Annotated in this window: 28 protein-coding genes; 15 read left to right on the top strand and 13 right to left on the bottom strand. The window is 38.8% G+C overall.

What is annotated here, in order from left to right; all coding sequences use genetic code 11:
* Positions 1-42: 42 nt before the first annotated feature.
* Positions 43-393, bottom strand: coding sequence for a hypothetical protein (locus IR083_RS05675; RefSeq protein WP_194223590.1), 351 nt, complete (start codon positions 391-393; stop codon positions 43-45).
* A 104-nt stretch (positions 394-497) separates the two neighbouring features.
* Positions 498-923 (bottom strand): DUF6249 domain-containing protein, encoded by a 426-nt coding sequence (locus IR083_RS05670; RefSeq protein WP_194223589.1) that lies wholly within the window; start codon positions 921-923, stop codon positions 498-500.
* 791 nt (positions 924-1,714) lie between these two features.
* Between IR083_RS05670 and IR083_RS05665 the strand changes: the two genes are divergently transcribed.
* Both IR083_RS05665 and IR083_RS05660 read left to right on the top strand, forming a co-directional pair.
* Positions 1,715-2,269: an RNA polymerase sigma factor gene (locus IR083_RS05665; protein WP_194223588.1), complete on the top strand. Its 555-nt coding sequence runs from the start codon at positions 1,715-1,717 to the stop codon at positions 2,267-2,269.
* Positions 2,266-2,646, top strand: coding sequence for a hypothetical protein (locus IR083_RS05660; RefSeq protein WP_006798413.1), 381 nt, complete (start codon positions 2,266-2,268; stop codon positions 2,644-2,646). The genes IR083_RS05665 and IR083_RS05660 overlap by 4 nt, the downstream gene beginning before the upstream one ends.
* A 1-nt stretch (position 2,647) precedes the next feature.
* Here the strand turns inward: IR083_RS05660 and IR083_RS05655 are convergent, their stop codons facing one another.
* A complete protein-coding gene (locus IR083_RS05655) occupies positions 2,648-3,193 on the bottom strand; it encodes a DUF4924 family protein (protein WP_194223587.1) in 546 nt (181 codons plus the stop codon).
* A 556-nt stretch (positions 3,194-3,749) separates the two neighbouring features.
* On the opposite strand from IR083_RS05655, the gene IR083_RS05650 reads away from it, so the two are divergent.
* Entirely contained in the window at positions 3,750-4,574 is an 825-nt protein-coding gene (locus IR083_RS05650) for an MBL fold metallo-hydrolase (RefSeq protein ID WP_006798411.1), read from the top strand.
* Positions 4,575-4,635: 61 nt separating this feature from the next.
* Here the strand turns inward: IR083_RS05650 and IR083_RS05645 are convergent, their stop codons facing one another.
* Positions 4,636-5,358 carry a pirin family protein gene (locus IR083_RS05645; RefSeq protein ID WP_006798410.1) on the bottom strand — a complete coding sequence of 241 codons (723 nt, stop codon included), beginning with the start codon at positions 5,356-5,358 and terminating at the stop codon, positions 4,636-4,638.
* Between the two features lie 292 nt (positions 5,359-5,650).
* Here IR083_RS05645 and IR083_RS05640 point away from each other — a divergent pair, with 292 nt between their 5' ends.
* The 4 genes from IR083_RS05640 to IR083_RS05625 all read left to right on the top strand — a co-directional run bounded on the left by IR083_RS05640 (position 5,651) and on the right by IR083_RS05625 (position 9,145).
* A complete protein-coding gene (locus tag IR083_RS05640) occupies positions 5,651-6,346 on the top strand; it encodes a helix-turn-helix domain-containing protein (RefSeq protein ID WP_194223586.1) in 696 nt (231 codons plus the stop codon).
* A gap of 408 nt (positions 6,347-6,754) precedes the next feature.
* Positions 6,755-7,525, top strand: coding sequence for a hypothetical protein (locus IR083_RS05635; protein WP_006798408.1), 771 nt, complete (start codon positions 6,755-6,757; stop codon positions 7,523-7,525).
* 30 nt (positions 7,526-7,555) lie between these two features.
* Positions 7,556-8,548, top strand: coding sequence for an alpha/beta hydrolase family protein (locus IR083_RS05630; RefSeq protein WP_194223585.1), 993 nt, complete (start codon positions 7,556-7,558; stop codon positions 8,546-8,548).
* Between the two features lie 15 nt (positions 8,549-8,563).
* Positions 8,564-9,145, top strand: a complete 582-nt coding sequence (locus IR083_RS05625; RefSeq protein WP_194223584.1) for a DUF1287 domain-containing protein — start codon at positions 8,564-8,566, stop codon at positions 9,143-9,145.
* A 5-nt stretch (positions 9,146-9,150) separates the two neighbouring features.
* On the opposite strand, the gene IR083_RS05620 is transcribed toward IR083_RS05625, so the two are convergent.
* The 5 genes from IR083_RS05620 to IR083_RS05600 form a co-directional block, all read right to left on the bottom strand.
* Positions 9,151-10,107, bottom strand: coding sequence for a tetratricopeptide repeat protein (locus tag IR083_RS05620; protein ID WP_194223583.1), 957 nt, complete (start codon positions 10,105-10,107; stop codon positions 9,151-9,153).
* A 486-nt stretch (positions 10,108-10,593) separates the two neighbouring features.
* Positions 10,594-11,070, bottom strand: coding sequence for a hypothetical protein (locus IR083_RS05615; RefSeq protein ID WP_006798404.1), 477 nt, complete (start codon positions 11,068-11,070; stop codon positions 10,594-10,596).
* Between the two features lie 185 nt (positions 11,071-11,255).
* Positions 11,256-12,755, bottom strand: coding sequence for a PspC domain-containing protein (locus IR083_RS05610; protein ID WP_194223582.1), 1,500 nt, complete (start codon positions 12,753-12,755; stop codon positions 11,256-11,258).
* Positions 12,756-12,767: 12 nt separating this feature from the next.
* A complete protein-coding gene (locus IR083_RS05605; protein ID WP_006798402.1) occupies positions 12,768-13,103 on the bottom strand; it encodes a PadR family transcriptional regulator in 336 nt (111 codons plus the stop codon).
* A gap of 8 nt (positions 13,104-13,111) precedes the next feature.
* Positions 13,112-13,693, bottom strand: coding sequence for a PspC domain-containing protein (locus IR083_RS05600; protein WP_006798401.1), 582 nt, complete (start codon positions 13,691-13,693; stop codon positions 13,112-13,114).
* 392 nt (positions 13,694-14,085) lie between these two features.
* Here IR083_RS05600 and IR083_RS05595 point away from each other — a divergent pair, with 392 nt between their 5' ends.
* On the top strand, positions 14,086-15,213 hold the full coding sequence (locus IR083_RS05595; RefSeq protein ID WP_194223581.1) for a GyrI-like domain-containing protein: 1,128 nt from the start codon (positions 14,086-14,088) through the stop codon (positions 15,211-15,213).
* A gap of 8 nt (positions 15,214-15,221) precedes the next feature.
* On the opposite strand, the gene IR083_RS05590 is transcribed toward IR083_RS05595, so the two are convergent.
* The 3 genes from IR083_RS05590 to gdhA all read right to left on the bottom strand — a co-directional run bounded on the left by IR083_RS05590 (position 15,222) and on the right by gdhA (position 18,034).
* Positions 15,222-15,752, bottom strand: coding sequence for a hypothetical protein (locus IR083_RS05590; RefSeq protein ID WP_006798399.1), 531 nt, complete (start codon positions 15,750-15,752; stop codon positions 15,222-15,224).
* Positions 15,753-15,759: 7 nt separating this feature from the next.
* Positions 15,760-16,500 (bottom strand): monofunctional biosynthetic peptidoglycan transglycosylase, encoded by a 741-nt coding sequence (gene mtgA / locus IR083_RS05585; RefSeq protein ID WP_194223580.1) that lies wholly within the window; start codon positions 16,498-16,500, stop codon positions 15,760-15,762.
* Positions 16,501-16,696: 196 nt separating this feature from the next.
* Positions 16,697-18,034, bottom strand: a complete 1,338-nt coding sequence (gene gdhA / locus IR083_RS05580; protein WP_194223579.1) for an NADP-specific glutamate dehydrogenase — start codon at positions 18,032-18,034, stop codon at positions 16,697-16,699.
* Positions 18,035-18,217: 183 nt separating this feature from the next.
* On the opposite strand from gdhA, the gene epsC reads away from it, so the two are divergent.
* The 7 genes from epsC (at position 18,218) to IR083_RS05545 (ending at position 24,553) form a co-directional block, all read left to right on the top strand.
* Positions 18,218-19,036, top strand: a complete 819-nt coding sequence (epsC, locus tag IR083_RS05575; protein WP_006798396.1) for a serine O-acetyltransferase EpsC — start codon at positions 18,218-18,220, stop codon at positions 19,034-19,036.
* Between the two features lie 31 nt (positions 19,037-19,067).
* Positions 19,068-20,585 (top strand): TlpA family protein disulfide reductase, encoded by a 1,518-nt coding sequence (locus IR083_RS05570; protein ID WP_194223578.1) that lies wholly within the window; start codon positions 19,068-19,070, stop codon positions 20,583-20,585.
* A 104-nt stretch (positions 20,586-20,689) separates the two neighbouring features.
* The gene (locus IR083_RS05565) at positions 20,690-21,145 is read left to right on the top strand and encodes a hypothetical protein (RefSeq protein WP_006798394.1); all 456 of its coding nucleotides are present in this window, start codon (positions 20,690-20,692) and stop codon (positions 21,143-21,145) included.
* Positions 21,146-21,338: 193 nt separating this feature from the next.
* Complete coding sequence (locus IR083_RS05560) at positions 21,339-21,944, top strand: hypothetical protein (protein ID WP_194223577.1); 606 nt, start codon at positions 21,339-21,341, stop codon at positions 21,942-21,944.
* 2 nt (positions 21,945-21,946) lie between these two features.
* Entirely contained in the window at positions 21,947-22,246 is a 300-nt protein-coding gene (locus IR083_RS05555) for a winged helix-turn-helix domain-containing protein (protein WP_006798392.1), read from the top strand.
* A 62-nt stretch (positions 22,247-22,308) separates the two neighbouring features.
* A complete protein-coding gene (creD, locus tag IR083_RS05550; protein WP_194223576.1) occupies positions 22,309-23,670 on the top strand; it encodes a cell envelope integrity protein CreD in 1,362 nt (453 codons plus the stop codon).
* A gap of 115 nt (positions 23,671-23,785) precedes the next feature.
* On the top strand, positions 23,786-24,553 hold the full coding sequence (locus tag IR083_RS05545; protein WP_194223575.1) for a hypothetical protein: 768 nt from the start codon (positions 23,786-23,788) through the stop codon (positions 24,551-24,553).
* Here IR083_RS05545 and IR083_RS05540 read toward each other — a convergent pair.
* On the bottom strand, positions 24,525-25,103 hold the full coding sequence (locus tag IR083_RS05540; protein ID WP_194223574.1) for a hypothetical protein: 579 nt from the start codon (positions 25,101-25,103) through the stop codon (positions 24,525-24,527). The two genes, IR083_RS05545 and IR083_RS05540, sit on opposite strands and share 29 nt — an antisense overlap.
* Positions 25,104-25,384: the final 281 nt, after the last annotated feature.

Raw genomic sequence — 25,384 nt, 5'->3', positions numbered from 1 at the left:
GTAAACAAAGTTTGGCGCTTTAAGTATTATATAGTCACAATGCTATTGACAGACAGGCAACTCTTTGACATGGTATATTTTACCGTAAAGTTCAAGATAATGAACATTTACCGTATCAATCTTAAATGCCATATCATTCCGGCGGTCTCTGGATACATTTAAGTCGATATGCAGTATGTTGTCGTTGTATCTGCTTGTGCTCCATCCTGTAATTCCATATCCGGGAATCTTGCTTTGGATGGATATAACAGTATCCTTTACATTGAAGCATATACTGAAATCATCAGCTGTTTTTCTGAGAAACCAGCCCTGACGGTTTCCTGCAAACCATGCACCAAAGACGATTACCAAAATAATAAGAGTGAACAATATCGGAGATAATCTATCTTTCATATTCAATAGATATTAAGGTCGCGGACCTATTTGTTACTTTGTTTAGAATAAATACAATAAGCAGTTAGATTGAAAATATTATATCATCAGATACTATCTTCTGCTTATTCTTCATTTCTTTTCGATTTCTTCTCGTTCTTTTGTTCCACAAAGTAGGCTATAACCAGTCCTATGCCACCAAAAACAGCCGCACATGCAGGATAAAGTACCGAAATGGTGTTCCTGAACTCGTGATACATTCTGCTGTCCGTGTCAACCGGCGCTACAGCAAGGAGGTCAACAACGGTAGCAGTCACTACTCCCAGTCCCACACCTACAAGTAGCAATCCGATGCGGATAGCCCATGATCCGACCATAATATCCCTGTATTTCTGTATTTGCAGAGGGTTGTTTAATATCTGCGGATCTATACCCGATGAAAGTTTCTCTATCATTGCCATACGTTCCCTGCGGCGTGCGAATAATTCGAATAAGCGGTAGACTCCATAAGTGATTATGCCTACAACGCATACAATTCCTATCATTTCCATAATTTTCTAATTTTAGAAGTTAAACATTCTTGTTTTGTTCGTTTGTCCATTTTGACGCAAGGGTTACAGAAAGGTTACAAAATAAATGAAAAAATATTTATTGCCGGATTTCAACATTATATTAGCAGGGCAAACGCACGAAATATGTGTTTTTATGCAGAAAGTTTATCTATATGGATAGCTGTTAGCTTATAGTTCTTTGATGTATTGATAGCCCCCTAAATCCCCCAGGGGGGACTTACAATGAGAGTAAAAAGAATAAGTAGAAAAAGTGTAACCTTTGTTACCTTTTTAACAAGTAATGAGTTTTAAGTACTAAGTTGAAAGTTATATGAGATACGAGTAGACGAGGTACGAGATACAAGTTGTTGACTGTTGACTGTAAATAGTGTTCTTTGTGTAAATCTCTGTGCCCCTTGTGGTAAAGAGTTTTTACCCACTAAGTACACGAAGGAAATCACAAAGTACACGAAGGCTAAAAAGACTGTTACCTTTACATACGCTTCGCTCCTGTGACCGTTGGTTGTTACCTTTTAACTATATATGATTAATGGATGTAAAAATGACAGTGCGGAAATAGTCCAAAAAGTGTCAGATGTGTCAGGTTTTAACTATATATAGTTAATAAATGAAATGAGACCAATGGCTAAAATCCTCTATTTCGTGCGTTTGCCCTATTATACTAGGTCACAATTGTTATAGATAGATGGTGACTATGAGCTTTAAAATATTTTTCTGAAATTTTTTCATTTACATTTGTAACCTATTCAATCTTGTTGCGTCATACGGGTATGGCAGATTTTGATGACATTTATTATGTACGCCGGATCAAAGATGGTCATACTGATGCTTTCGTGCATATAGTACGCCGCTATCAGAGAATGGTATTTACCATTGTCAGCAAAATCGTTTCCCGCAAGGTAGAGGCCGAAGATATTACGCAGGAAGTATTTATCAAGGCGTTTCAGTTTCTGGATAAATTTCGCGAAGAGTCTGAATTTGCTACATGGCTATACCGCATCGCTTATAATACAACGATATCGGAATTGCGCAAACGGAAACATGAATTTACGGCCATAGAAGATAATTTTGCCAATATGCCCGATGCGGAAATCGCTGATACAATTGACGAAATAAGTGTTGAAGATAAATTGCAATATCTGGATATAGTGCTTAAAAAGCTGCCTCCGGACGATGCTTTGCTTATTTCGATGTTTTATCTGAACAACCAGAGCATACAGCAGATAAGTGATATAACCAACAACAGTATCGCAAATGTGAAAGTAAAGTTGCACAGGATAAGAAAATTTATGAACTTTGAAATAAATAAACTCATACAATTATGAAAGCAGAAGAAAAAGACAAGCTCAGGAGTTTATTTCAGGAAGTGAAATTAGACGAGCCGTCAGCCGATTTCGAAAACCGGTTGATGAAGCATGTACATATAGCTGCTGCAAAGCAAACTAAACGGAGGAGTTTGAAATCTACTCTGGCTATTGCCGGAGGAATTATCGGGATGCTCGGTATTCCCGCTCTTATTTTCTGGCTATTCGGCGTGGTGTCTATACCGGAATTGAAGCCAGTGGAAATTGATCTGACATTTACCATGCCCGAGATGAAATTTGATCCGTTAATTATCTCCATAGCGTGTGTAGTACTCTTGCTTTTGATAGGCGATACATTGATCCGCCGCCGTATCTGGGAGAAAAAACACAAGGACTAAGTTACTGGATATTCAGGCTGCCATCTCTGTCAGCCTTATACCTTTGTGACAAGATACGCAGGAATGAAGATATTTGTGATATAGCTGCCTGTGTTTCTCCCGAAATTTCTTTCTTTTGCAATCTCATCAGCAAATAACCGTATAATGCTGCAAAACATGTTTCCAGTTCCGGAATATTTTTGTCTGGCGATTTGGAGCGCAATTCTACAATGAATGGCAATGTCTTGTAATATGCTGCCGAATAATCACTTTCATCCGGAGCCTTTAACAGGCGGAGATGCAGATCGGTGAGTTCCGAGATCACATTTTTATTTATAATCAGGTGCCCCCGTTGGGCGACGTCTTCCCGGTGCATCATCCCGATAAGGTTTTCGTACCATTCCCTTATTTCTTTTTTTACATTGTCCGGCTGATCGAAACGGGATATAATCTGTTCATCGATTTTGTCGATATCAAGGCCGTTGGCACGTATCATGTCTTCTACCTGCCACATATATAAAAGGTATTCACCTATGTTTTCCTCTTTCAGTTTTTTAGCTATAAGCATTGTATAGTAATTATGAATTATAAATAATGGATTGAGTACTGATGTTATTGCAGATTTTCAATTTTATAAATTCTCTACAAAGGTAAATAATATATGGTGAATGTTAGAGCCTGTTTGAATTTTACCAAAATATTTTGTTATAGTTCTTTTTTCGTTCATTTTCAGTCTCTTTTTGCCTAATTTATCCTTTCACTCAACTCGAATAGCCCGCTATTATCGCTTTGTGGAAGAACAAATTATCCTAAAAACAGCTCTGAAAATTAGAACGAATAAAATTTAAACAGGCTCTTAAATAAATAGCCTAAATATGTGTGTAGATGGGATTTATTCTTTAATAAATAAAATATATAACAATAAGATTGAACAAAGATATATTAATCAGTGTTCTATCTACAAAACAGGTTCTTACTTTTTTCATAGTGTGTTAGATAGATTGTTTAGTTGATTTTTTATTACCTGTTTTTTAATCATAGTATATGTTAGTTTTATATTAGTGTTAAGGTCTGGAAGAGGTGGTTGTGAGAACCGTCTCTTTCTTTTTTATATCTTTAGAGCTATGTTTGATATAAAGATTATAGAAGCAGGATATATTATGGCTGACGGTGGGGCTATGTTTGGCGCCATACCTAAGCGTGCGTGGCAGCGAAAATATACAGCCGATACAGATAACCTGTGCCCGCTGGCTATGCGGTGTGTATTGGCGACTACAGCGGATCGCCGGATACTGATAGACGCCGGTATGGGAGATAAGCACCTCGACAAGGTATCTTATTACCGTCCATATGATTTGAAGTGTGCAGACGAGTCTGTAAAAGAATCAGGATATACGGCCGGTGAAATAACTGATGTGGTGCTTACGCATCTTCATTTCGATCATTGCGGAGGTGCCACCCGTATAGATGAAAAAGGACGGCTGGTTCCATCTTTTCCGAATGCCCGTTACTGGCTCAGCCGGAAACAGTGGGCAAATTTTCTGAAACCTAACCGTTTGGAGAAGGATTCTCTTTTTGCAGATAATATCCTGCCTGTGTACGATTCGGGGCAATTACATTTAATAGATGAAGATACGCTACTGTGCGATGGGATTGAGTTACAGCTTTTCGACGGACATAGCGAAGGGCAGCTGGTTGTGTATATCAATGGCGATGACGGAATGTATGCTTTTCCCGGCGACCTGATACCTACATCGGCTCATGTGCCGCTGGAATGGATTTCGGCTTATGATATTTGTGCGCTAACGTCGTTGTCTGAGAAAGAACGGTTTCTTGTAGATGCAGAAAAAAGAGGATGTATACTTATATACTGCCACGATGCCGTAGTAAAGATGAGTAAGGTGAAAAGGCTTAATGATGATTATATAGCTTCAGATAAAAATAAATAAAAAAAGCCCGGAGTTTTTATTTCCGGGCTATTCATCTCGCTTACTTATACATTACTTACCATTAAAATTCCATTGGCACATCTATTAATAAGATGCGGGCATTATCAGAATCTGCTGTTATTTTAACCGTATCGGTATCTTGTATGCCAAAGCCGTCGCGGTGGTGCAGCTTCTGCCCTTCTACTGTGAACTCACCTTCTACTACCATGGCGAAAACACCGTTACCTTTTCCTTTTATTTTATATTCTATCTCTTTTCCTTTTTGGAATGTACCGATATTGAACCAGGCATTCTGGTGTATCCACAAACCTGTATTGTCGGCGTCATCCTTTGGCCCTACTATCTGTACAAGCTGATTTTTGCTGTGCATATAGTCAAAAGCCCTTTGGTCGTAGCGTGGTGTTACGTTCCTCTTGTCAGGGAAAACCCAGATTTGAAAGAAATTGACAGGTTTGTCCTCATTCGAATTGTATTCGCTATGGGTAATACCTGTTCCCGCACTCATCACCTGTACTTCTCCGGCACGTATAACTTCGGTATGTCCCATACTGTCTTTGTGCTCAAGGTCTCCATATAAGGGTATAGATACGATTTCCATATTGTCGTGAGGATGTGTGCCGAAGCCTTCCCCTCCTTTTACTATATCGTCGTTCACAACACGAAGTGCACCGAAATTGATACGGTCAGGATTGTAATAATTAGCAAAACTGAATGTATGGTAGGAGTCCAGCCATCCATGATAAGCATGCCCTCTCGAAGATGCGCGGTATAATGTTGTTTTCATAAAATGATCCTTTCTGTTTGTTGAGTAAATCTTTTGAATATAAACATCTTAAATTGTAAAATGTTTTTTTACACTACAAAGATAAGGTTTATATATGTATTTGTAAAATAATAAAAATCATAGTTATGTATAAATATATTTATGATTTTGCTGTTGAAATGTAATGAAATTTAAATTCATTTATCTATAGTAAAAGAGTTGTTAGCTAATAGCCATTAGCTTTATTTATTAACAAATACGGCTTGCCATAGTCCCTTTGCGGGGAATTAGGGAGCCGAAAAACTTAAACCTTATGAAGTATAAAGAAAAAATTGCAACAGAGATTATCCGGATGATAGAGCAGGATTTGTGTAGCATTTCCGAAATCTGCAAATCGTTTAAAATCAGCCGAAAGACATTTTACGAATGGAAAAAAGAAAAGCCCGGGTTTAAAGAAGCGGTAGAAGAAGCCATCGACCACCGCGAAGAGGTGATGATAGCCTCGGCACGTATAGGGTTGAAGCAATTGTTAGAGGGCTATGTGCAGAAAAAAGAGAAGATCACCTATATCCCCGACAAAAACGACCCGGTGAACGATGTGGAGAAATGCCGTATGGTGGAAAAGAAATTTTGTCCGCCGAGCATCCGCGCGATAAAGTATGTACTCGACCGTGAGGAAAGGAAGAAAGACAAAGACCGGTTACTGGCATCGGAGCGCCGTCCGCTGGTCATCGAAGTACAGGACGAGGAAACCAGACGTCAACTGATGATTTTACAGGAGAACGGTTTCCGTCCGGGCGGTTCGCTCAATGCGGAGGTAGTTGCGTCCGTGGATAAGAAGTTGGAAGAAGAACTAAAAACGAAAAGTGAAGAACGGAAAGTGGAAAATGGGCAAGAGCAGACGGAACAAGGGCAAGTTATGGAACAGCCGCCTGCTGCTCCGGTAGAGAAGCCCAAGGTGAATCTTTATCCGTTTCTGCCTCCGGGATATACATCGAGGACGGATTGAGGAAGAGGAAAGTCGTAAGCAATGAGTAGTAAGTTGAAAGTTATATGAGATACGAGTAGACAAGATACGGGATACAAGTTGCTAACTGTAAAGTCTCTTGTGCGATAGCTTGTGTTAACGGCTAATAGCTATTGGCTAAAAGCTGAAATATATGTTACCTCTGTTACTTTTTATTTAAACACAGAGTAAAAGGAGTAGCACGGAGTTTTTTTATAAACAGGATACTCCGCTCTGCTCAACACGATAAGCTAATTATTAATTTTTCATTCTTAATTATTAATTGTTTTCTGTGTTACCTTTGTTACTTTTAGAAAAACATGAAAAAACATATATATAATAATAAATAGCCTTTTTTTAACAACAATAAATTATTAACTTTACAGTTAAAGTAATTAAATACGGAAGGTTATGAAAAAACTGGTTTTTATATTACTACTGGCAATTTCAGCTACTGCGTATAGTCAGACAGAAGTGCCCAAGGATAGTTTTCCTCCTTTGAAAAAAGAGTCGTTGAACCTGAATGAAAAACTTGATAATTATTTGCAGCTTAATAATGAGAATGCAACTAATCAAGCTAAGACAAAAGCCTCTCTTTATCATCCTCTGATAAATGAGGATGAAATGTACCAACTGCCGGATGTAAATTTGCCCCCGTTGGATGTTTATCTGGGGCCTCCACTCGAAAGCAATACGTTTACAAGTTTTCCCTTCGCTAATGATTTTAGCTTTTATGGAGGGCAAATCATTTCTGATCAGATGTGGTTGTCTTCATCATCGTCTTATAATACATATCCTCTGGTAGGGGCAACAAGAAATGTCGGGATGAATTTTAATTATCAGCCTCTCGACTGGCTGGTTGTCTCGGCCGGACCATACGGAGCAAAGTATAATTTGTTTGGTGCTACTTATAATGATGTGGGTGTTAACGGTGCCGTCAAATTTATTTTGCATGACCGGATTCGTCTCAACGGTTACGGACAATATTCTGTAAATGGAGACCGTAACGGAGTGGCCGGGCCATTAATGAATATGTATCCGCAAACTTATTATGGAGGCACTATAGAAGTGAAAATAACCAAAAACTTCGGAATAGAAGGCGGAGTAATACGCGAACTGAATCCATTTAACGGAAAATGGGTGAACAGGCCTTACTTTGCGCCTGTGTTCTACACAAAATAAGGCTGAGTCTATTTATGGATTACCCTGATAATGAAATATAAAAAGCATCTTAAAATAGGGCTTGGTATATTAATCGCAATATTTATATTACTAAATGTCGCCATTATTGCTCAGGCATATAGTTTATCCCATTTCGACGAGAATGCCAGACCGTTAACACTCGACTATAAACCGACGTTTTTGGAGTCGGTTAAGATCGCAATAACCGGATTAGACTTACCCAGGCCCCGCACCAAAGCATTTCCTTCACAACCATATGATTCGCTCCGTATCCCGGCCGGTGAGGGTCAGCAACTGGATGCATGGTTGCTACACACAGATACACTGAGGCGAGGACTGGTGATCGCATTTCATGGATATATAGATGAGAAATCGTCGATGCTGGATAGGGCAGAGGTATTCCTGAATATGGGGTATGATGTTATGCTTGTGAATTTTATGGGAGCAGGAGATTCTTATGGAAACCAGACAACACTAGGTTATCTGGAAGCTGAGAATGTAAAATATGCACATAACTATGCCGTGAGCCAGTTGCAGGAAGATAATATTATACTGATAGGTTTTTCGATGGGAGCGGTAGCTATAATGAAAGCCCAGGCCGATCATAACCTGTTGGTAAAAGCCATTGTAATAGAAGCGCCTTATGCCACATTTCAAGAGACAGTAAATGCCCGGCTGGATAAACTGCGCATGCCGCATTTTCCTGTGAGCGGAATGTTTACTTTCTGGTTTGGCAAGATTAACGGTTTCGATGCATCTAAGGCCAATCCTCAGGATTATGCGGGTCAGATTCATGTCCCGGCATTGCTTATGTGCGGAGGAAAAGACCCTAATATTCCTGAAGAGGAAACCGAAAGGATATTCGGCAGGCTTGCTTCCAAGCGTAAAGAGTTGAAGATATTTCCAGATTCACCTCATGAGAGTTATCTGTTGAAGTATGAGAAGGAATGGCATAATGTTGTTTCTGCTTTTGTAGGTAATCTGGAGGAGATGGATGTGTATAGTGAGGAAGGTGATTTATAGTTAAACTACACATGTATGAGAAGACTACAGATAATACTTTTGTTCTCTTTCCTTAATCTATGTATTTATGCGCAGGAGGCAGATTTTTACAAGCGTTTGTCGGCGGCAGCTATAGAGTTGACGAAAGATAAAGTCACTTACGATCCCCGTTATTATTCTATCCCGTATCCTAATGGGGATGTGCCATCCGATAAAGGTGTGTGTACGGATGTGATTGTAAGGGCATACCGGAAATTGGGTATAGATTTGCAGCAAAAAATACATGTGGATATGAAAGCTAACTTCAGCAAATATCCTAAAAAATGGGGACTGAAGGGTACGGATAAGAATATTGACCACCGCCGGGTTCCTAATCAGGCTATGTACTTTTCACGTTTTGGAACTATACTGAAGGTATCGGACAAAGGAAGTGATTATTCGCCGGGAGATATAGTTACATGGGACTTGGGAGGAGGAATCACGCATATTGGAATCGTTACCGACCGCATGTCTTCGGATGGTAAGCGCCCCCTGATCGTTCACAATATAGGGAGAGGGCAGGTACTGGAAGATTGTCTCTTTAGTTTTAAAGTAACAGGACACTACCGATATCAATAAGCGACTTATTTGTGCTTGGAGAGAGGTCTTAGCTTCTTTATCGCTTTTCTTACAGTCTCGTGTGTGTCGAACTTATCATGCGGATCGAGAGTAAGGATTTTTCCGTAGTCATCCAATGCTTCACCGTATTCCTTTTGAGCTTCGAAGATCGATGCCCGTTTTTTGTAGGCATTTATATTTGTAGAGTCTAAGGCGATGGCCTTGTTGCAGTCGATCAGAGCCTTATCATATTCTTTCTGTATAATATATGCTCCAGCTCTGTTGCTGTATGCTTTTATATTGGTAGAGTCTATACTCAATACCTTACCATAATCGGAGATAGCTTTGTCATACGCTTCTTTAGCCAGATAAGTATTTCCGCGGTTGGTATATACATCGATAATATAGGATGGGTTCAGCTTAATGGCTCTGTTGTAATCTTCCAGCGCCTTGTCATAATTGCCAGACTCTTCGTAGATAATACCGCGGTTGTAGTAGGCGTCTGAATAATCAGAGTTTAGTTTTAACGCTTTGTTATAGTCAAGTATGGCTAAACTGTCTTCGTCCAGTATCTGGTATATACAACCCCTGTTATAAAATCCTTTTGGGGATGTGGAATCTATTCCTATTATAATATTGGTGTATTTGATTGCTTTTTTATAGTTCTCCAGACTAAGATATTCATTGCTGATAAAGGTATTTCCTTCTACGAGTAATATATTTTTTTTCCGGGGGGTAATCAGGTCTTCGTCAGCCTCTATGTTCTCAATGATTTTCTCAAAGGCTTTTATACGTTCTTTGTGATTATCCAAACTGTCCATAATCCGGTTCATCCGGTATCTGAATTCAGCTATATGTTTGTCTTGCTTGATTTCCTTATCGAAAAGCCCACATGACGATACACATGCCGAAAACATAAGGATCGTGATAGCCAAACGTGATTTTAAGAATATTTGTAATGTTGCGTTTATTATCTTTATCATATCTCATACATGAAATTAATGAGCCCGTCTTACCCGATATATTGCGGAACAAAGATATTAAAAAAAATGTATAATGTGATAATAATAGTATTATCGTATCCATAATGTTATTTCAGAAACTTTATCTATACTATAAAATCTGTTAGCTGTTGGCTGCTGGTTTATCGCTCTTTGAAAAATTGATTATATGGATTTTATTTATTGTATAAGGATGTATAAAAAGTGAAAGCATCTATCCTCTCGGATAAATGCTTCCTGATTAGTAGTGTTATTTTTATCTAAAATAAAAAGTAATATGTGTATTGTGCTCTTTATATATTTAACGCAAAAAAAGACTGATGTGTTACATCAGATATATTATTTGTGATTTTTTAATAAAAGTCTTATTGTTACTTAATAGTATAAGTGTTTACCATACGGAAAGGATAGAGGTCTGTTTGTCGCCTTTTCTTTTAATCTTGTGATCATCCGGAATATTCCAGGGTATTAATGTGAAAACAATCCACGTTCAAAGATATCCATGGTGTTGGCTTTCAGTATCTTATTTTTGTCTATCTTCAATTCCCGGGCTACTTCATCTTTTATGTCAGATACTATATAAATGATAGAGTCTTTGTAGGAAAGAGTTTTTACTCCTTGCAGATCATCCATTTTAAAATAGTTCTTGTCTATTGTTTTATATATGCCTTTTAGAGGTTCGGCATAATTTTTATAGTAATAATAGGTTTTATCATTTTTAAACTCATAACTCACCTTATAAGTCTTGTTTCTGTCATTGATGTAATCTTCTATTGTTTTCTTTAGAGAAGGCTCAGTGACATATACTTCGGCTTTTGTTTCTGCATATACCCAATGCCCTTCTATACTTTTGGCATAGGCATTGTCTTCTCTGTCGCACGACGATAGCAGAAACCCCAGAGTCAATATTGATATTAAAATGTACGCTCTATATTTACCTTTCATAACCCAATAATTAAGGTTATTTCACAAAATTATATATTATAAACGAGAAAACTCGAATTTTGTTGTGTTTTTTTAATGAAAATCGGACAAAAATTTCGATTTTTTGCCCGATTTAACAGATGGAACTAAATTCTATTTATTATCGAAATGAAATAACGTTTCAATTGAGGATTTTGTTGAGTAGTTCAATCAAAATCAAAATCATAATGATAACCAAAGCAATCATAGCGGTTGAATCTTATAGAATTGATATGATAGGACTCTTTAAGGGGTGTTTCCATGATCACTTTCTTGTTGCTCGGAGCAGTAACAATAACCTCAAATGATTCCAGGTTCCACTTGTCTGTATTGCTGTACCATTTCGGGTTGATAGTAATCAGTGAGTCGGTTATATTATAATCCAGCTGTAATGCTTCAGCTTTCCTTTTTGCTGTAATATTATTGTCGGCATAATCTTTCTTGAGTATTTCCACTTTGTAATCTGTCAAAGATGTATCTTGTTTGACTTTTATATATGGTAGGATGCAAACCTGTCTGTCCTTCATTTTTTCCCCTTTGTAAAACATGATCGGATTTTGAGGTTGAGGATTTGCAGTCAGATATTCATCCCCAAGCTTTATAATCAGGGTGTCTGATTTTGTGTTTACAGGTAAATGGTCTACAGCTTCAGCCTGTTCTTTATGTGAATGAGCAAACTTGATACTCTTATTGCTGATATATACTACTGCCCCTATCCAGATCACCAATCCGATGATGAAGCTGACCAGCGTCTGTGATGTGAATGATGAGCGACGTAATATTTTAATCAGTAAGCTGAGCAAAGCTCCTATAGGAATTAACGTTGCCAGTACAACAGCTATTTTCAGATTGATGGAGTTGTATCCAAGCAACACCAGATAATTATTCAGCCCAAATAATTCTGTATCCATATATAACCATACTAATGTGATAATCATACTCAGCATGGTGAAAAAGATAATAATGGCAAAGACCCCGACAATGATATTTATTATTATATTGAGTATGGTTCCTATGGCACTGCCCTTATACTTTCGTGGAGCAGGCTGCGAGCGGTCTTCTATATTTTCAATGGAGGGATCGGCTCCGGTCATGGATAATTTTTGATTGAATGTCCTTGCCACCGGCATGACTATCCATAGCACAATATATGCCAGTACGATTGTTCCCACTACTTTGAATGAAAGAAAGCTGAAGAGGAATACAATACCTGCCAAAAAGATACGGACTGCTGTAGGGTCAATCTTGAAATAATGACCGAAACCGCTGCATACACCGCCTATAAGCTTGTTATTTTCGTCCCTGTACAGTTTCTTTTTAAAGAAATTAGAAGAATCATCTCTGTTTTCACTATCATGGTAGGATTCGTTTTTAGGCGTACCTTCTTCCGCTTCTCCGGATGCGGATTCATCGAAATCCTTCGGATTACCCATTATTTTTGTGATTTCCTGAGCATCGGTTATTGATACTACGCCATCGTTTCCATTGATTCTCATTTGCAGTAATTCGCTGAGGCGCGACTCTATATCTGCAATAATTTCATCGGCTTCTGGGTTTCCGCTGAAATGCCTTCTTAAAGATTTCAGATAGCTGTCGAGAACCTGGAAAGCATCTTCTTCAAGATTGAATGCCAATCCGCCTATGCTCACTCTTACAGTTGGTTTCATTGTATTTAGGTTTTATTTGTTTCTAATATTGTCTATAACCCTGACCAGATCTGTCCACACGGTATCGAGTTCGTCTAATACGGCACGGCCTTTATCTGTGATTGTATAATATTTTCGCGGAGGTCCCTGTGTTGATTCTTCCCAGCGATAACTGAGCAAACCCTGATTTTTCTGGCGGGTAAGCAGAGGATAAAGTGTTCCTTCCACAACGATCATTTCCGATTCTTTCAGTTCGTTGATAATGGCTGATACATAAGCGTCGCCTTTCGACAGTATGCTGAGGATACAGTATTCCAATATTCCTTTGCGCATCTGGGCTTTTATATTGTCTACATTTATTGTTTCCATATTGTATATTATTTGCGTTGTGATGTAAATTTTCTGATATTATCTGCTGTGGGGGCATACCCCCTCAATTCAAGCTTCTGGGCTATGGTTTCGGCCCTTGGCGATACGATCCACAGGATGAAGTAAGCGAGAATAGCACTTCCATATGCAAAAGCCAGTGCAACGAATATTAGTCTTATGATGGTGACGTCCACTCCTGTATATGTTGCAATTCCGCTACATACGCCAGCCAGCATTTTGTCGTCCATGTCGCGATAAAACTTTTTGTTCCCCTTGGAGTATTCTTCTCCCGGATCATAGCTGCTTTGCGATGAAGCCTGGTTCTCATTTTGGTTTTTGGGTTCCACTTCGCCCAGGTGGTCAATGACAACTTGTACAAGTCTCATATCTACCACCTGATTCGAAAATTTCATTTCTTTCTGAAATATTTCGGCAACACGCGCTTCCACGTCTTCCATTACTTCACGCGCTTCTTTTTTGTCGGAAATAGTTTCCTCAAAACGTCTCAGGTATTCCTTTAGTCTGTAATAGGCATCGTCTTCCATTGTGAAGTTGATCCCTCCTATGCTAACTTCTATAACTTTTTTCATAACCTACTATTGTTTTATGCCACTTATTATACTATACATTGTTGTTTGTATTGCAAATATATAAATAAATATTAGTACTATGCAATACATAATACTGTATAAAATTAAGAGTTGATAATTATTGTGTTGATTATATGTAAATTACGTATTTTTAAATTTTAAATATTAACTTTATTTAACTTTGTTGGGTGGAAAATATTCTTACTTATTCCCATCTTTCGCAAGAATGGACAAACGATAATAAGAACATATTTTATACTTTTGGTTGAAGAATGATTGTCCAAATATGGAATTGAATAAATTAGCTTATAAAATCAAACGCTGTGATTATTTGGAACCTTTTGTATAGGTTTACTGATCAATAAGCGTGGAATAAAGAAAGTCTGTCTGATATGAAAAACGACATATGTCAAAGCTGTGGCATGCCTATGGCTTCAGTTGAATATTTTGGTACAAATGGAGATAAAAGTCTGAATGAAGATTTTTGTTGTTTTTGCTTCCGGAATGGAAAATATACCGATGATTTCAATTTTGAAGAATTTGTCAAGGATTCTTTACAATATCATGATGAGGCTGAAAAACTGGATGGACGCACTCTTACTCTGGATGAGGTGAGCTTAAAAACAACAGTCAAACTGCCCGGTTTAAAGCGCTGGCAATCTCATCAGTTTACACATCTGGAATATTACAAATCGGTAAATAGGGCAGTAGACTATATAAATGATAATCTCTCGGCGGTCATTAATCTTTCTGATCTGGCAAGCATAGCCGGGCTTTCGAGTTTTCATTTTCACCGGATATTCAGGGCTGTAATGAATGAAAGCCCCGGCGATTATATACAGCGTTTACGATTAGAGAAAACGGCTTTTAAGTTACATACTACGGGATTTTCACTGGCTGATATTGCAGAACAAACAGGCTATCAAAGTCCTCAGGCATTATCAAAAGCGTTTAAAAAGAGATATGGCATTACGCCATCGGCATATCGTATGCAGTCCGACGATCTTACTGTGCCGATGAGTAGCCCTGTGGAGAACCTTTTTTTAGAACCTGAAATAAGGAAAATAGCGTCGAAAGAAGTGTTTTACCTGCGTGTGGCAAATCCTTACAAGCAGTCAGGCGCATTCCTCAAGGCATGGGATAAGCTGATCAGTATCATAGGTGTGAGTGGAATCCCCGATAATAACCATGAATATCTATCATTAAGCCGGGATATTTCGACAATAACAAGTCCTGAGAATTGCAGGATATACACATGTATAAATACTGAGCGCGCGCTTAGGCCTGGCGGGCGTCTGGGACGGCAAACAATAGAAGGAGGCTTATATGCGGTTTTTACTTATCGGGGAACGTATAAGGATATGGATAAGGTGTATTGTAACATTTACCGGTACTGGATACCAAAGAGTGAATATGAATTACGGGACAATATGTCTTTCTCCAAATTCCTGAATAGCCCTGTGCTGGTTCCTGAAAGTGAATTACTGACAGAAATATATATTCCTGTCAGTAAAATTTGAGGGAAACCTCAGTATTTAGAAGGTACGTATCCGGTTAGCTTCTCCAACTTCTTTACATAAATATGTAAGAAACAGAGCGGGATTATTCCGAATATACAAAATGAGCTGTCTATCATTCTCCACCAGAAGGGAATGCCGCGCACCGCACCGCATATAAGAGCCAGAGGCACTACACCCAAACAGGCAATCATCCCAAAATATACTATCCATATATTTCGTACAGGTTTCCTGTACAGGCCGATGAATGCTACTGCGATCACCAGATGTGAAAATGCCAGCCAGTCTGTTCCGTAAGCAAGGAAAGGGTAGTCTCGATTAGTATTTATTAAACCGTTGGCAACGGTGGCTATCCAGTAATTGAATCCTTCGTAACTATCGGGAGAAGCATCAAGTGATATGCCCATAATCTGGCAAATAATCCGGATCTCGGTTTCGACAGGAAAGGCTGTAACGCCCCAGAAGAAAAGAGCGAAGATATAGAAGATCGTCAATGCTCTGACTTTAAATAGTAGTTGCTTTTCAAGTGTTTGTGTTTCCATAATGATGTTATTTTTTAGTGTTCTTTTTAGTACTTTTCTTTACATCTTTCTTGGGTTCGGGTTCCTTATCAAAATCAACCGGGTTTACTTTTCCCATCAAGTCCAGTATCTTTCCCTGACGCTTTATTATATAAGGTGAAGGCTTTGCCGAATTGAACCGTATGGGGTTGGGTAATGTGGCAGCTATCAAAGCAGATTCGCCGGCAGTCAGCTTTTTCGCTGTTTTTTTGAAATGGGCTTGTGCGACGGCTTCCGCTCCATAAATATTTTTACCCATTTCTATAGAATTGAGGTATACCTCCATAATACGCTCTTTGCCCCAGATGGTTTCTATGAGGAATGTGTAATAGACTTCCAGTCCTTTGCGGATGTAGGAACGGCCGGACCAAAGGAAAACATTTTTTGCCGTTTGCTGGCTGATCGTACTTGCTCCCCGTTGGCGTTTGCCCTTTTCGGCTTCGTTCATCGCTTTTTCTATCTGGTCAAAATCGAATCCCGAATGATCTAAGAATAAATTGTCTTCGGATGCTACCACAGCCAATGGCAGGTACTTGGATATTTCATCGAGCGAAACCCATGTATGTTTGCAAACAACCTCTTCTCCCGAAAAGAGTTGTATCGTATTGTTCCATACCATGAGCGGAGTGTAGTACACAGGGACAAATTTGAAAACGATAACTTGTAATATGCTGAATACAAACAGAAATATTACGATTCTCTTTATCCATTTAAAAATCTTTTTCAGCATATTTCTTTATATAAAAAGGGTCATTATATATTTTACTTTGAAATACAAAGTTAATGACAATTATTTGACATATGCAAAAATATATGGTGTAAAATTCAGGGTAAATATTCCGGTATACAGCCGGCATCTTTATAAGTCAAAAAGCCCCTTGGATTTCTGTATCCAAAGGGCTTTTCTCTCGATTGATTAAATTAAGTTATACAACTCCCTGCGCAATCATTGCACGGGCTACTTTCATAAATCCCGCAACATTAGCACCTTTCACGTAGTTGATATATCCTCCATCCTCTTTTCCGTATTTCAGGCTTTGAGCATGTATATTTTTCATTATCTGATGTAGTTTCTGGTCTACTTCCTCTTCTGTCCATTGCAGATGCATAGCATTCTGGCTCATTTCCAGTCCCGATGTGGCGACACCTCCGGCGTTCACAGCCTTGCCCGGAGCAAAGAGTGTTTTCTTCTCGATGAAGAAATCCACGGCTTCGGCAGTACATCCCATATTAGATACTTCAGCTATACAGGTAGCGCCGTTGGCAACCAGTGTTTCCGCATCTTTCAGGTTCAGTTCATTCTGTATGGCGCATGGCAGTGCGATGTCTACTTTCTGTTCCCATGGCTTTTTGCCTGCAAAGAATTTAGAGTTAGGATACTTATCTGCATATGGAGCTACGATGTCGTCACCGCTGTTGCGAAGTTCGAGCATGTATTCTATCTTTTCGCCGCTAACGCCATCCGGGTCATAAATATAACCGTCAGGTCCCGAAATGGTAATAACTTTAGCTCCGAGTTCTGTCGCTTTGGTGACTGCGCCCCATGCTACATTGCCGAATCCCGAAACTGCTACGGTTTTTCCTTTCAGGTCTATATTTTTGGCTTTCAGCATTTCGTTCACAAAGTACAGAGCACCGAAACCTGTAGCTTCCGGACGGACCAGCGAACCTCCGTATTCGAGGCCTTTGCCTGTGAAAGTCCCGGTATTTTCTCTTGCCAGTTTTTTATACATGCCATACAAATAACCGATTTCGCGTGTGCCTACGCCGATGTCTCCGGCAGGAACGTCTGTGTCGGGGCCAATATTGCGCCAAAGTTCAAGCATGAAAGCCTGGCAGAAACGCATAATCTCGGCATTCGACTTGCCTCTCGGGCTGAAATCGGAACCTCCTTTACCGCCACCCATAGGTAGTGTAGTCAATGCATTCTTGAAAGTTTGTTCAAATCCTAAGAATTTGAGTGAGGATAGATTGACTGATGCATGGAACCGCAAGCCTCCCTTGTAAGGGCCGATAGCGTTATTGAATTGTACGCGGTATCCCAGGTTTACCTGAATATCGCCTTTGTCGTCTACCCATGCTACACGGAATGTGAAAATCCTGTCGGGTTCCACCAGACGTTCGATAATACGGTTTTTTTCAAACTCGGGATGCTGATTATATACATCTTCAATTGATACAAGCACTTCTTTTACAGCTTGCAGAAATTCATGCTCGCCGGGGTGTTTTGCCTCCAGCTCTGATAAAATGTTATTTATTTTCATGATTTAACGATTAAATCGGTTCTTGACTATACAAATGTAGGAATAAACAACGATTTTAAGTAATATTTTGTTTTGTTTTTCACATAGAAATACATGATTTAAAACATACAAAAATTAAGGGGAATCATAATTCCTGATTTTCTGTATTTAATTATTACATTTGTTGTTTTCAAAGCTAAAGTTATGACTAATATATACGAAATCGCGAATAAACTGAGAGCCGAGTCAAAGCACTTGCCAATCAATAGAATTGAACTGGAAGATGCGCTGAATACACTGATCCATCGAGTACTGTTTCCGATCTGCGATCAGGAGAAGTCCAGAGAGAAAAAACTGTATTATTTCTACTCTATTCTGGTAGAAAATATTTCCGCATTGTCGGACCGAAAAACGGCAGAGGCAATGGTTGACAGATTCATATCAGGGTTACCGGAACTTCAGGACAAGCTCTATGACGAAGCAGCTGTCTACTTTGAAAATGACCCGGCCGCCAAATCGATAGAGGAAGTAATTCTTACCTATCCCGGTTTTTTCGCACAGGTGGTCTATCGTATTTCCCATGAATTCTATAAAATGAATACGCCTATTATTCCCCGGTTATTTTCCGAATACGCCCATTCGAAAGTGGGTATAGATATAAATCCGGGAGCGCAGATAGGACGGGCTTTTTACATCGACCACGGGACAGGGATCGTGATAGGTGAAACTACGGTTATCGGTAATAATGTGAAAGTTTACCAGGGGGTTACTCTCGGAGCATTGTTTGTAACCAAAGGCCTTGCCAATGAAAAGAGGCATCCCACCATCGAGGATAATGTGGTTATCTATGCCGGAGCTACTATTTTGGGCGGTAAGACGGTTGTAGGCCACGATTCCACAATCGGGGGTAATGCCTGGCTGACAAAAAGCGTGGTACCCTATTCACTTGTTCAGCAGAATTCAGAGATAAGGATACACAATACGCTTAATGCGGGAGAGCATATTATCGATTTTAATATATAGTTCATTGTTAATGTCATAAAGCCTATACCACATGAAAACAACAATCAGAATATCCTGTTTATGCCTGCTATTATGCATAAACACTGTAATCGTATATTCACAAACAGATAATGCGTTACCGGCACCCCGGTTTAAATATGGTATAGCGACCTTATCAGGTAAGATAACCGGAAATGTACCCGATAGTATGAAAACCGTATCGCTGGATCTGCTTTTGAACAGGCCTTTCTTTGATTATGCAATTAATCAGATACCTGTTCAGGAAGATGGGACATTTACATTTACCACTCCGGTATTTGCTGTGGGTTCTTGTGTTATCAGATCTTCAGTATTTGAGGGGAATGTTTATATAATCCCAGAGGAGGAAACCAAGCTGGAGATAAATTTTGATAAAAACGGAGCTAAACATATAAAGATTTCCAATAGTCTGAACCTGACTGCTTATGACGCTATGAATATCGGGCTTGTGTTTAGGGATATTCTCAGCAATAATCCGGCGAATGATAATTACAGGATGACAATAGAGGAATATAGCAAATATGTTATTGACTACACTAAAGATGCTATAGCTAAACTGGACAGTTATACAGAGTTATCGGCAAATGCGAAACAGATCTTATCATACGAAATGAAGGCTTTTTTGTTGCATATGTTGTATCTGGGCTATGAGGAGAATATGCAGATGAGGTATAATTATAAATACCGTGATCAACCTAAGGATGAAAGAAAAGATTTTGTACCTCAAAAAACCTCTGTTGAGTATTATTCAATTCTTAGTCATCTGGATTTTAATGATTCCCGCTATTTGTACGCCTCTTATTTGCAGATAGCAATTGGTGAATTGCTGAAAAATAAAGTTCTGAATATTCCATCTATTGAGGGGCTGACTATTGATGAATGGTTAGTTAAAGCCAAAGAGCCTTTGCATATTATAACAGGAGCAAATCCGGGATTTTTCTGTAATGTACTTATTGCAAGTATGTATGCTGCGCAGTTAGATGCAATGAAGCCCCTGTCTGAAATACAAAAGAAAGATATCGATACATACTTTACTGATAAATCGTTTGCTGAGGTATTGTTTTCGAGGAATGAAGAGATAGTAAGTATGCTCAACTCGCAGACAGGTAGCAAGAAACTTGTGAAAAACGAAACGCCAGCCGTAGCTAAAGACGCTATGATGGATGCCATTGTGGCAAAATATAAGGGAAAAGTTGTTGTCGTAGATTTCTGGGCAACCTGGTGTGGCCCTTGCCTTGCCGCAATGAAAAGGACAGAGTCTATCAAATCAGAATATGCGGATAAAGATGTCGTGTTTGTTTATATAACCAACCCTTCTTCGGTACGTAAGACGTGGGAAGAGAAAATTCCACAAATCGGGGGAGAGCATTTCTATTTAACAGATGAAGCGTGGGACTACATTTTGGAGCAATTTGACTTCGAAGGAATTCCTACCTATCTGATCTTCGACAAGGAAGGAAAATTGAAAAGAAAGAGTGTCTCTTTTATGGGTGTAGAGAAAATGCGGGAATGGATTGAAGAATTATTTTGATTATCATCTGTTTATTGCTCTTTACATTTTATAAAAGAAATAGAAGAAAGCAGGATATAATGCAATATTTTTCTAACTTTGCATAAATATTATCTATCATCTACATGGGAACAGGAGCAAACAGGGACACATCTACTCTGATAAAAGATACTTTTAAACAGGCCATAGACAGTTTAGCAAAGGATTATAAGGGCAGTTCTCTGACCGATATCTTTATCACTGTGGATAAAGAGAGTGGAGAGGTAGCCTTTTATGACGACGAAGAAAATAAAGTGGCTGAGATCGTTATTTTCAATTGGGTAGACAAAGTCGATGAATTGCCGGATGAAAAAGTTATATCTGTTTTGCGTAAGGTGACAGAACAACTGGATGAAGAAAATATGTTCTCTTCTCTGGATCTGTTCAAACCTTTCTCTGTGAATTATGCCGATGAAAACTTTGTGGTAATGGAAGAACTTCTGCTTATCAGCGAAGATGATGTTGTTAAAATCGACAATGACCTGATGGAAAAGTTTGATCGTGAATTCGATGAATTTCTTGATAAGTTATTGAAAGAATAACGGCTTTAGACACCATTATAATACATACTTCTCATTATACAAACCTTGCAGTTTTTTATATGCTGATTTGTCACGTAAATCTTGTAAACTGACGGATCTGTGATGTTTATTTTCCCTTTCACAAAAAATATTACCCCAACTTATTGCATATCCCAAATATAACAGTTTACTTTGTGTTTCAAAGTGAAATGTTATGGATACTAATCTGGATGATTTAAAACACATTCGTTCCATGATGGAGCGGTCGAGCAAGTTCTTGTCTATAAGCGGTATGTCGGGCGTATTGGCTGGTACATTCGCTATTGTAGGAGCGGTAGTGGCATACCTTGTTCTCAAAGGACGGTTTACATTTACAGGCTCGCTCCTGTATGATTTCATCCTGATTGCATTTGCGGTGCTGGTCTCTGCTTTAACAGCAGGATTGGTTCTGTCTTACAAGAAGGCGATACGAAGCAATGCGAAGCTCTGGCAACCTGTAACCCTGCAAATAGCTAAGGACTTTTGTGTACCGATGGCTGTTGGCGGACTATTTTGCATCATTCTCATATATAAGCATGTCGCTTACCTGGTAGCACCCGGTATGCTGATATTTTATGGACTGGGGCTTATTGCTGCAGGCTCGCGTACCTACCGCGATGTGAAAATACTGGGAGCATGTGAGATTATATTGGGATTGGTAGCAGCTGTAGTTGTAGGTTATGACCTGATATTCTGGGGAATTGGATTTGGTGTTTTACATATAGTATATGGTATCCTCATTTATTATAAATATGACATGAAGTCTGTAAAAAACGGTTAATTATGAAAGATATTATATCAGGATTGAATAAGGTCTTCGACAGCCGTGTACGCTTGGGGATAATGTCGGTGCTGATGGTAAATGACAGCGTGGACTTCAATACAATGAAGGAGTTACTTGATGTTACCGACGGCAATCTGGCCAGTCATCTTAAAGCATTGGAAAAAGAAGAGGTTATAGAGGTCAGAAAACAGTTTATAGGGCGCAAGCCTAATACTTCTTATCAGGTTACCTCCTTGGGGCAAAAGCTATTTAAAGAACATATCGACGCACTTGAAAAATTAATTAATCCTTTGCCATAAAATTTTTTATTTATATACTTTGAAATTCAAAGAACTTTTATTTAAATATTAACTTGAAACTTATGAAAACAAACTTTGGAACAAACGTAGACATGCTTATCGTCAAAATCGTTGTCGTCGCTGTCCTTGTAGCAGTAATGCTGCTACCTATTACTATGATAAAAAGCCTGATCGAAGAGAGGGAACAGAATCAGCAGGCAGCTCAGGACGATATTGTAAACAAATGGGGAGGAGCTCAGCAATTGACAGGTCCTGTATTGGTACTGCCTTATCAGAGCGGTATCGATAAAAACGGTAATCCGCTTATCGCTTACTCTTACTACCTTCCGGATGATTTTCGTGTAGACGGTAATATCACGGCGGAGGAGCGTTCACGGACATTATTTCATACTTTGGTATATCAGTCGGATATGAAAATCAGCGGAAGATTTAGTCTGCCCGATTATGCGAAACTGAATATAAAAGAGGAACAGGTAAGATGGCAGGATGCCTTCGTTTTAATTGGCATCCCATACCTACAGGGTGTGAGGAACAAGATTGAGTTTAACGTAAATGGCAAGTCATTGCCGGTACAGCCCGGTGTGAAAAGCAACACGCTTATCGATTCGGGTGTGACAATCGGTATGCCTGTCGATCCGTCAGTACAGAGTTATGAGTTTAGTTTCGATCTGGGACTGAATGGTAGTGGAGGGCTTTATTTCACCCCGATAGGAAAGGAAAACCGCATTCATCTGAAGTCGCCATGGAGTACGGTCGCTTTCAATGGGGATTTCCTTCCTGCTGATCGTGTAATTAATAACGAAGGATTTGATGCCAGTTGGAATGTATTCGATTATAATCGCAACTATGTGCAGATGTGGACAGGGAGTAACGATGTAATCAAAACATCTTCTTTGGGTGTAGATTTACGGTATCCGGTAGATAAATACCAGATGACAATGCGTTCGGTGAAGTATGCGATTATGTTTATCGTTCTTACATTTGTTGTATTCTTCCTGGTGGAATTACTGAGCAAGAAACGGATCCACCCTGTACAATATTTGCTTGTCAGCTGTGCATTGGTGTTGTTTTATACCTTATTACTGGCAATATCAGAGCATCTTAGCTTTGGCCTTTCTTACCTGATTTCGGGGGCGGCAACCACATTGCTGATAACGGCTTATTCCACCACCATGTTCCGTAATGTGAAACAGACTGCTGTTATGGGACTCTTCCTTACAGTACTTTACGCTTATCTGTATATTATCCTGCAACAGGAAAATATGGCTTTACTATTCGGCGCGGTCGGATTATTTGTCGCCCTGGCTATAGTGATGTATGTTTTGCGGAAGGTGAACTGGTATAAGAATGACGAAGAGAATGATGAAACCGAAGAGATCCCTCCGGTATACACACCTGGGGATGAGGATCGTGATATGAATTAAGTTTAGTCAATCAATTACTTGAAGGATTGCAAAATGGAATCCCTGTACCGGGGTTTCATTTTGCAATTGTTATATGTTTATGCTATGTTTGTAAAGTTATTTAATACTGTCAAATATGTTTGGTATCTTCAGGTCGAAAAAGTATGAACCACTCAATTATGAACTGAGGAAATGGTTCGAAAACTCTCTTTTATGGTTGGAAGAAGAATTCCCTGAGCCTAAAGTGGAAGACAGGAAGATATTCTTACCTACCGCAGACAATATGCCCTTTATATGGAATAATGATGAGGATAGTGTGCAAAAAGCACTGAAAATGGTAGCCGGTTGTATGGCAATCCCTGAGAATGAATTGGAGTTGGATTTTTATGAAACCGGAATAACTGAAATAAATTCCGGGTATAATCCTATCTTTCTGAATAATGAAAGTGATCAGGCGGCAGGCTTGTATTATGAAAAAGATGAAAGAGGAAAATATACGATCGCTATTGATAAGCAATTTGTTAACAGCCCGGAACATGCTATTGCAATTATTGCTCATGAATTGTCCCATGTCAAATTATTGGGAGAAAAACGGATAGAGGAGAATGATGAACATCTGACAGATTTGGCAACTGTGCTTTTCGGATTCGGTATATTTTGTGCTAATACCAGTTTCCAATATTATCAGTCTTCCTCTGGCTGGGGGTATTCGTATCAGGGATATATGAATCAGGATGAATGGGCATATTCTCTTGCTTTATTAGCATATATGAGGAATGAAGAAAAACCTGATTGGGCCAACAGCTTGAATCCTACGCTGAAAAAAGATTTCGACCGGTCTTTAAAATATATTCTTGACAATGAAGATGAAATATTTAAGTTTGACCCTGAACCTGATAAATAATTGATTCCGGAAGTTGTTCTTCTATAATCTTCCATACTTGTTTATCATAGGCAAAAGCTACAGTTGAATTGCTGGCAGCTATATGTCTATATAGGTTAAGTTTTGAGTATATACCGTCGTTCGGTTTTATTATATCTTTTTTTGAAAGAATAATGTAGGTACTTGTGCGCTTCATCCATACCCCGTGTGTTTCAGGCGAATCTGTATATTTCCATTCCACATACATTTGCATCGGGACGGGGATATTTTTATTTTGTGTTTTACTTTTCAATAATTTGATGTCTTTAACATCATGCCATGCCAGTTCCCTTTTCCGGAAAAAGCCATAAGATGTGATTCCGCTTTTATTGATTTTTATGATAGGGAAAATGACGCTTCTGATAAGAAGAATATTCAATATTATGTAACATAGAACAATAATAGAATATACGGTATCGAATTCTGAAATAGTACCCAAATAAACGAAATATATTGTGAATAGAATGCATATAAAGGTTAGTATGATAAGCCCTGTGTTTTTCGAAAATATTCTATAGATGGTGTGTTTCATATCCGGTTATTTAATAAAGGCGAATTTAAAGAAAATATCCTATGCTTAGAGTCCAATATTTGGCTTTTTAGGGCAAGCTATGAAATTTAATCTTTTTGAAAAAGTTTATCTATACTATTTTAATGTGCCGATTGGTTAATATGCCAATGTGTCAATGAACGGAAAATAGAATAAAAAGTGACAAAAAGGAATATTGAAAAAGGTGTAACCTTTGTTACCTTTTAACAAGTAATGAGTTTTAAGTACTAAGTTGAAAGTTATATGAGATACGAGTAGACGAG

Source organism: Dysgonomonas sp. GY75, from assembly GCF_015234155.1.
GTDB classification, from domain to species: domain Bacteria; phylum Bacteroidota; class Bacteroidia; order Bacteroidales; family Dysgonomonadaceae; genus Dysgonomonas; species Dysgonomonas gadei.
The sequence above is the reverse complement of the archived record's forward strand: the minus strand, read 5'-3'. Positions and strand labels throughout refer to the sequence as shown.

Coding starts and splice junctions, on each gene's coding strand:
- IR083_RS05675 (WP_194223590.1), bottom strand. CDS start 393: ATGAAAGATAGATTATCTCCGATATTGTTCACTCTTATTATTTTGGTA.
- IR083_RS05670 (WP_194223589.1), bottom strand. CDS start 923: ATGGAAATGATAGGAATTGTATGCGTTGTAGGCATAATCACTTATGGA.
- IR083_RS05665 (WP_194223588.1), top strand. CDS start 1,715: ATGGCAGATTTTGATGACATTTATTATGTACGCCGGATCAAAGATGGT.
- IR083_RS05660 (WP_006798413.1), top strand. CDS start 2,266: ATGAAAGCAGAAGAAAAAGACAAGCTCAGGAGTTTATTTCAGGAAGTG.
- IR083_RS05655 (WP_194223587.1), bottom strand. CDS start 3,193: ATGCTTATAGCTAAAAAACTGAAAGAGGAAAACATAGGTGAATACCTT.
- IR083_RS05650 (WP_006798411.1), top strand. CDS start 3,750: ATGTTTGATATAAAGATTATAGAAGCAGGATATATTATGGCTGACGGT.
- IR083_RS05645 (WP_006798410.1), bottom strand. CDS start 5,358: ATGAAAACAACATTATACCGCGCATCTTCGAGAGGGCATGCTTATCAT.
- IR083_RS05640 (WP_194223586.1), top strand. CDS start 5,651: ATGAAGTATAAAGAAAAAATTGCAACAGAGATTATCCGGATGATAGAG.
- IR083_RS05635 (WP_006798408.1), top strand. CDS start 6,755: ATGAAAAAACTGGTTTTTATATTACTACTGGCAATTTCAGCTACTGCG.
- IR083_RS05630 (WP_194223585.1), top strand. CDS start 7,556: ATGAAATATAAAAAGCATCTTAAAATAGGGCTTGGTATATTAATCGCA.
- IR083_RS05625 (WP_194223584.1), top strand. CDS start 8,564: ATGAGAAGACTACAGATAATACTTTTGTTCTCTTTCCTTAATCTATGT.
- IR083_RS05620 (WP_194223583.1), bottom strand. CDS start 10,107: ATGATAAAGATAATAAACGCAACATTACAAATATTCTTAAAATCACGT.
- IR083_RS05615 (WP_006798404.1), bottom strand. CDS start 11,070: ATGAAAGGTAAATATAGAGCGTACATTTTAATATCAATATTGACTCTG.
- IR083_RS05610 (WP_194223582.1), bottom strand. CDS start 12,755: ATGAAACCAACTGTAAGAGTGAGCATAGGCGGATTGGCATTCAATCTT.
- IR083_RS05605 (WP_006798402.1), bottom strand. CDS start 13,103: ATGGAAACAATAAATGTAGACAATATAAAAGCCCAGATGCGCAAAGGA.
- IR083_RS05600 (WP_006798401.1), bottom strand. CDS start 13,693: ATGAAAAAAGTTATAGAAGTTAGCATAGGAGGGATCAACTTCACAATG.
- IR083_RS05595 (WP_194223581.1), top strand. CDS start 14,086: ATGAAAAACGACATATGTCAAAGCTGTGGCATGCCTATGGCTTCAGTT.
- IR083_RS05590 (WP_006798399.1), bottom strand. CDS start 15,752: ATGGAAACACAAACACTTGAAAAGCAACTACTATTTAAAGTCAGAGCA.
- mtgA (WP_194223580.1), bottom strand. CDS start 16,500: ATGCTGAAAAAGATTTTTAAATGGATAAAGAGAATCGTAATATTTCTG.
- gdhA (WP_194223579.1), bottom strand. CDS start 18,034: ATGAAAATAAATAACATTTTATCAGAGCTGGAGGCAAAACACCCCGGC.
- epsC (WP_006798396.1), top strand. CDS start 18,218: ATGACTAATATATACGAAATCGCGAATAAACTGAGAGCCGAGTCAAAG.
- IR083_RS05570 (WP_194223578.1), top strand. CDS start 19,068: ATGAAAACAACAATCAGAATATCCTGTTTATGCCTGCTATTATGCATA.
- IR083_RS05565 (WP_006798394.1), top strand. CDS start 20,690: ATGGGAACAGGAGCAAACAGGGACACATCTACTCTGATAAAAGATACT.
- IR083_RS05560 (WP_194223577.1), top strand. CDS start 21,339: ATGGATACTAATCTGGATGATTTAAAACACATTCGTTCCATGATGGAG.
- IR083_RS05555 (WP_006798392.1), top strand. CDS start 21,947: ATGAAAGATATTATATCAGGATTGAATAAGGTCTTCGACAGCCGTGTA.
- creD (WP_194223576.1), top strand. CDS start 22,309: ATGAAAACAAACTTTGGAACAAACGTAGACATGCTTATCGTCAAAATC.
- IR083_RS05545 (WP_194223575.1), top strand. CDS start 23,786: ATGTTTGGTATCTTCAGGTCGAAAAAGTATGAACCACTCAATTATGAA.
- IR083_RS05540 (WP_194223574.1), bottom strand. CDS start 25,103: ATGAAACACACCATCTATAGAATATTTTCGAAAAACACAGGGCTTATC.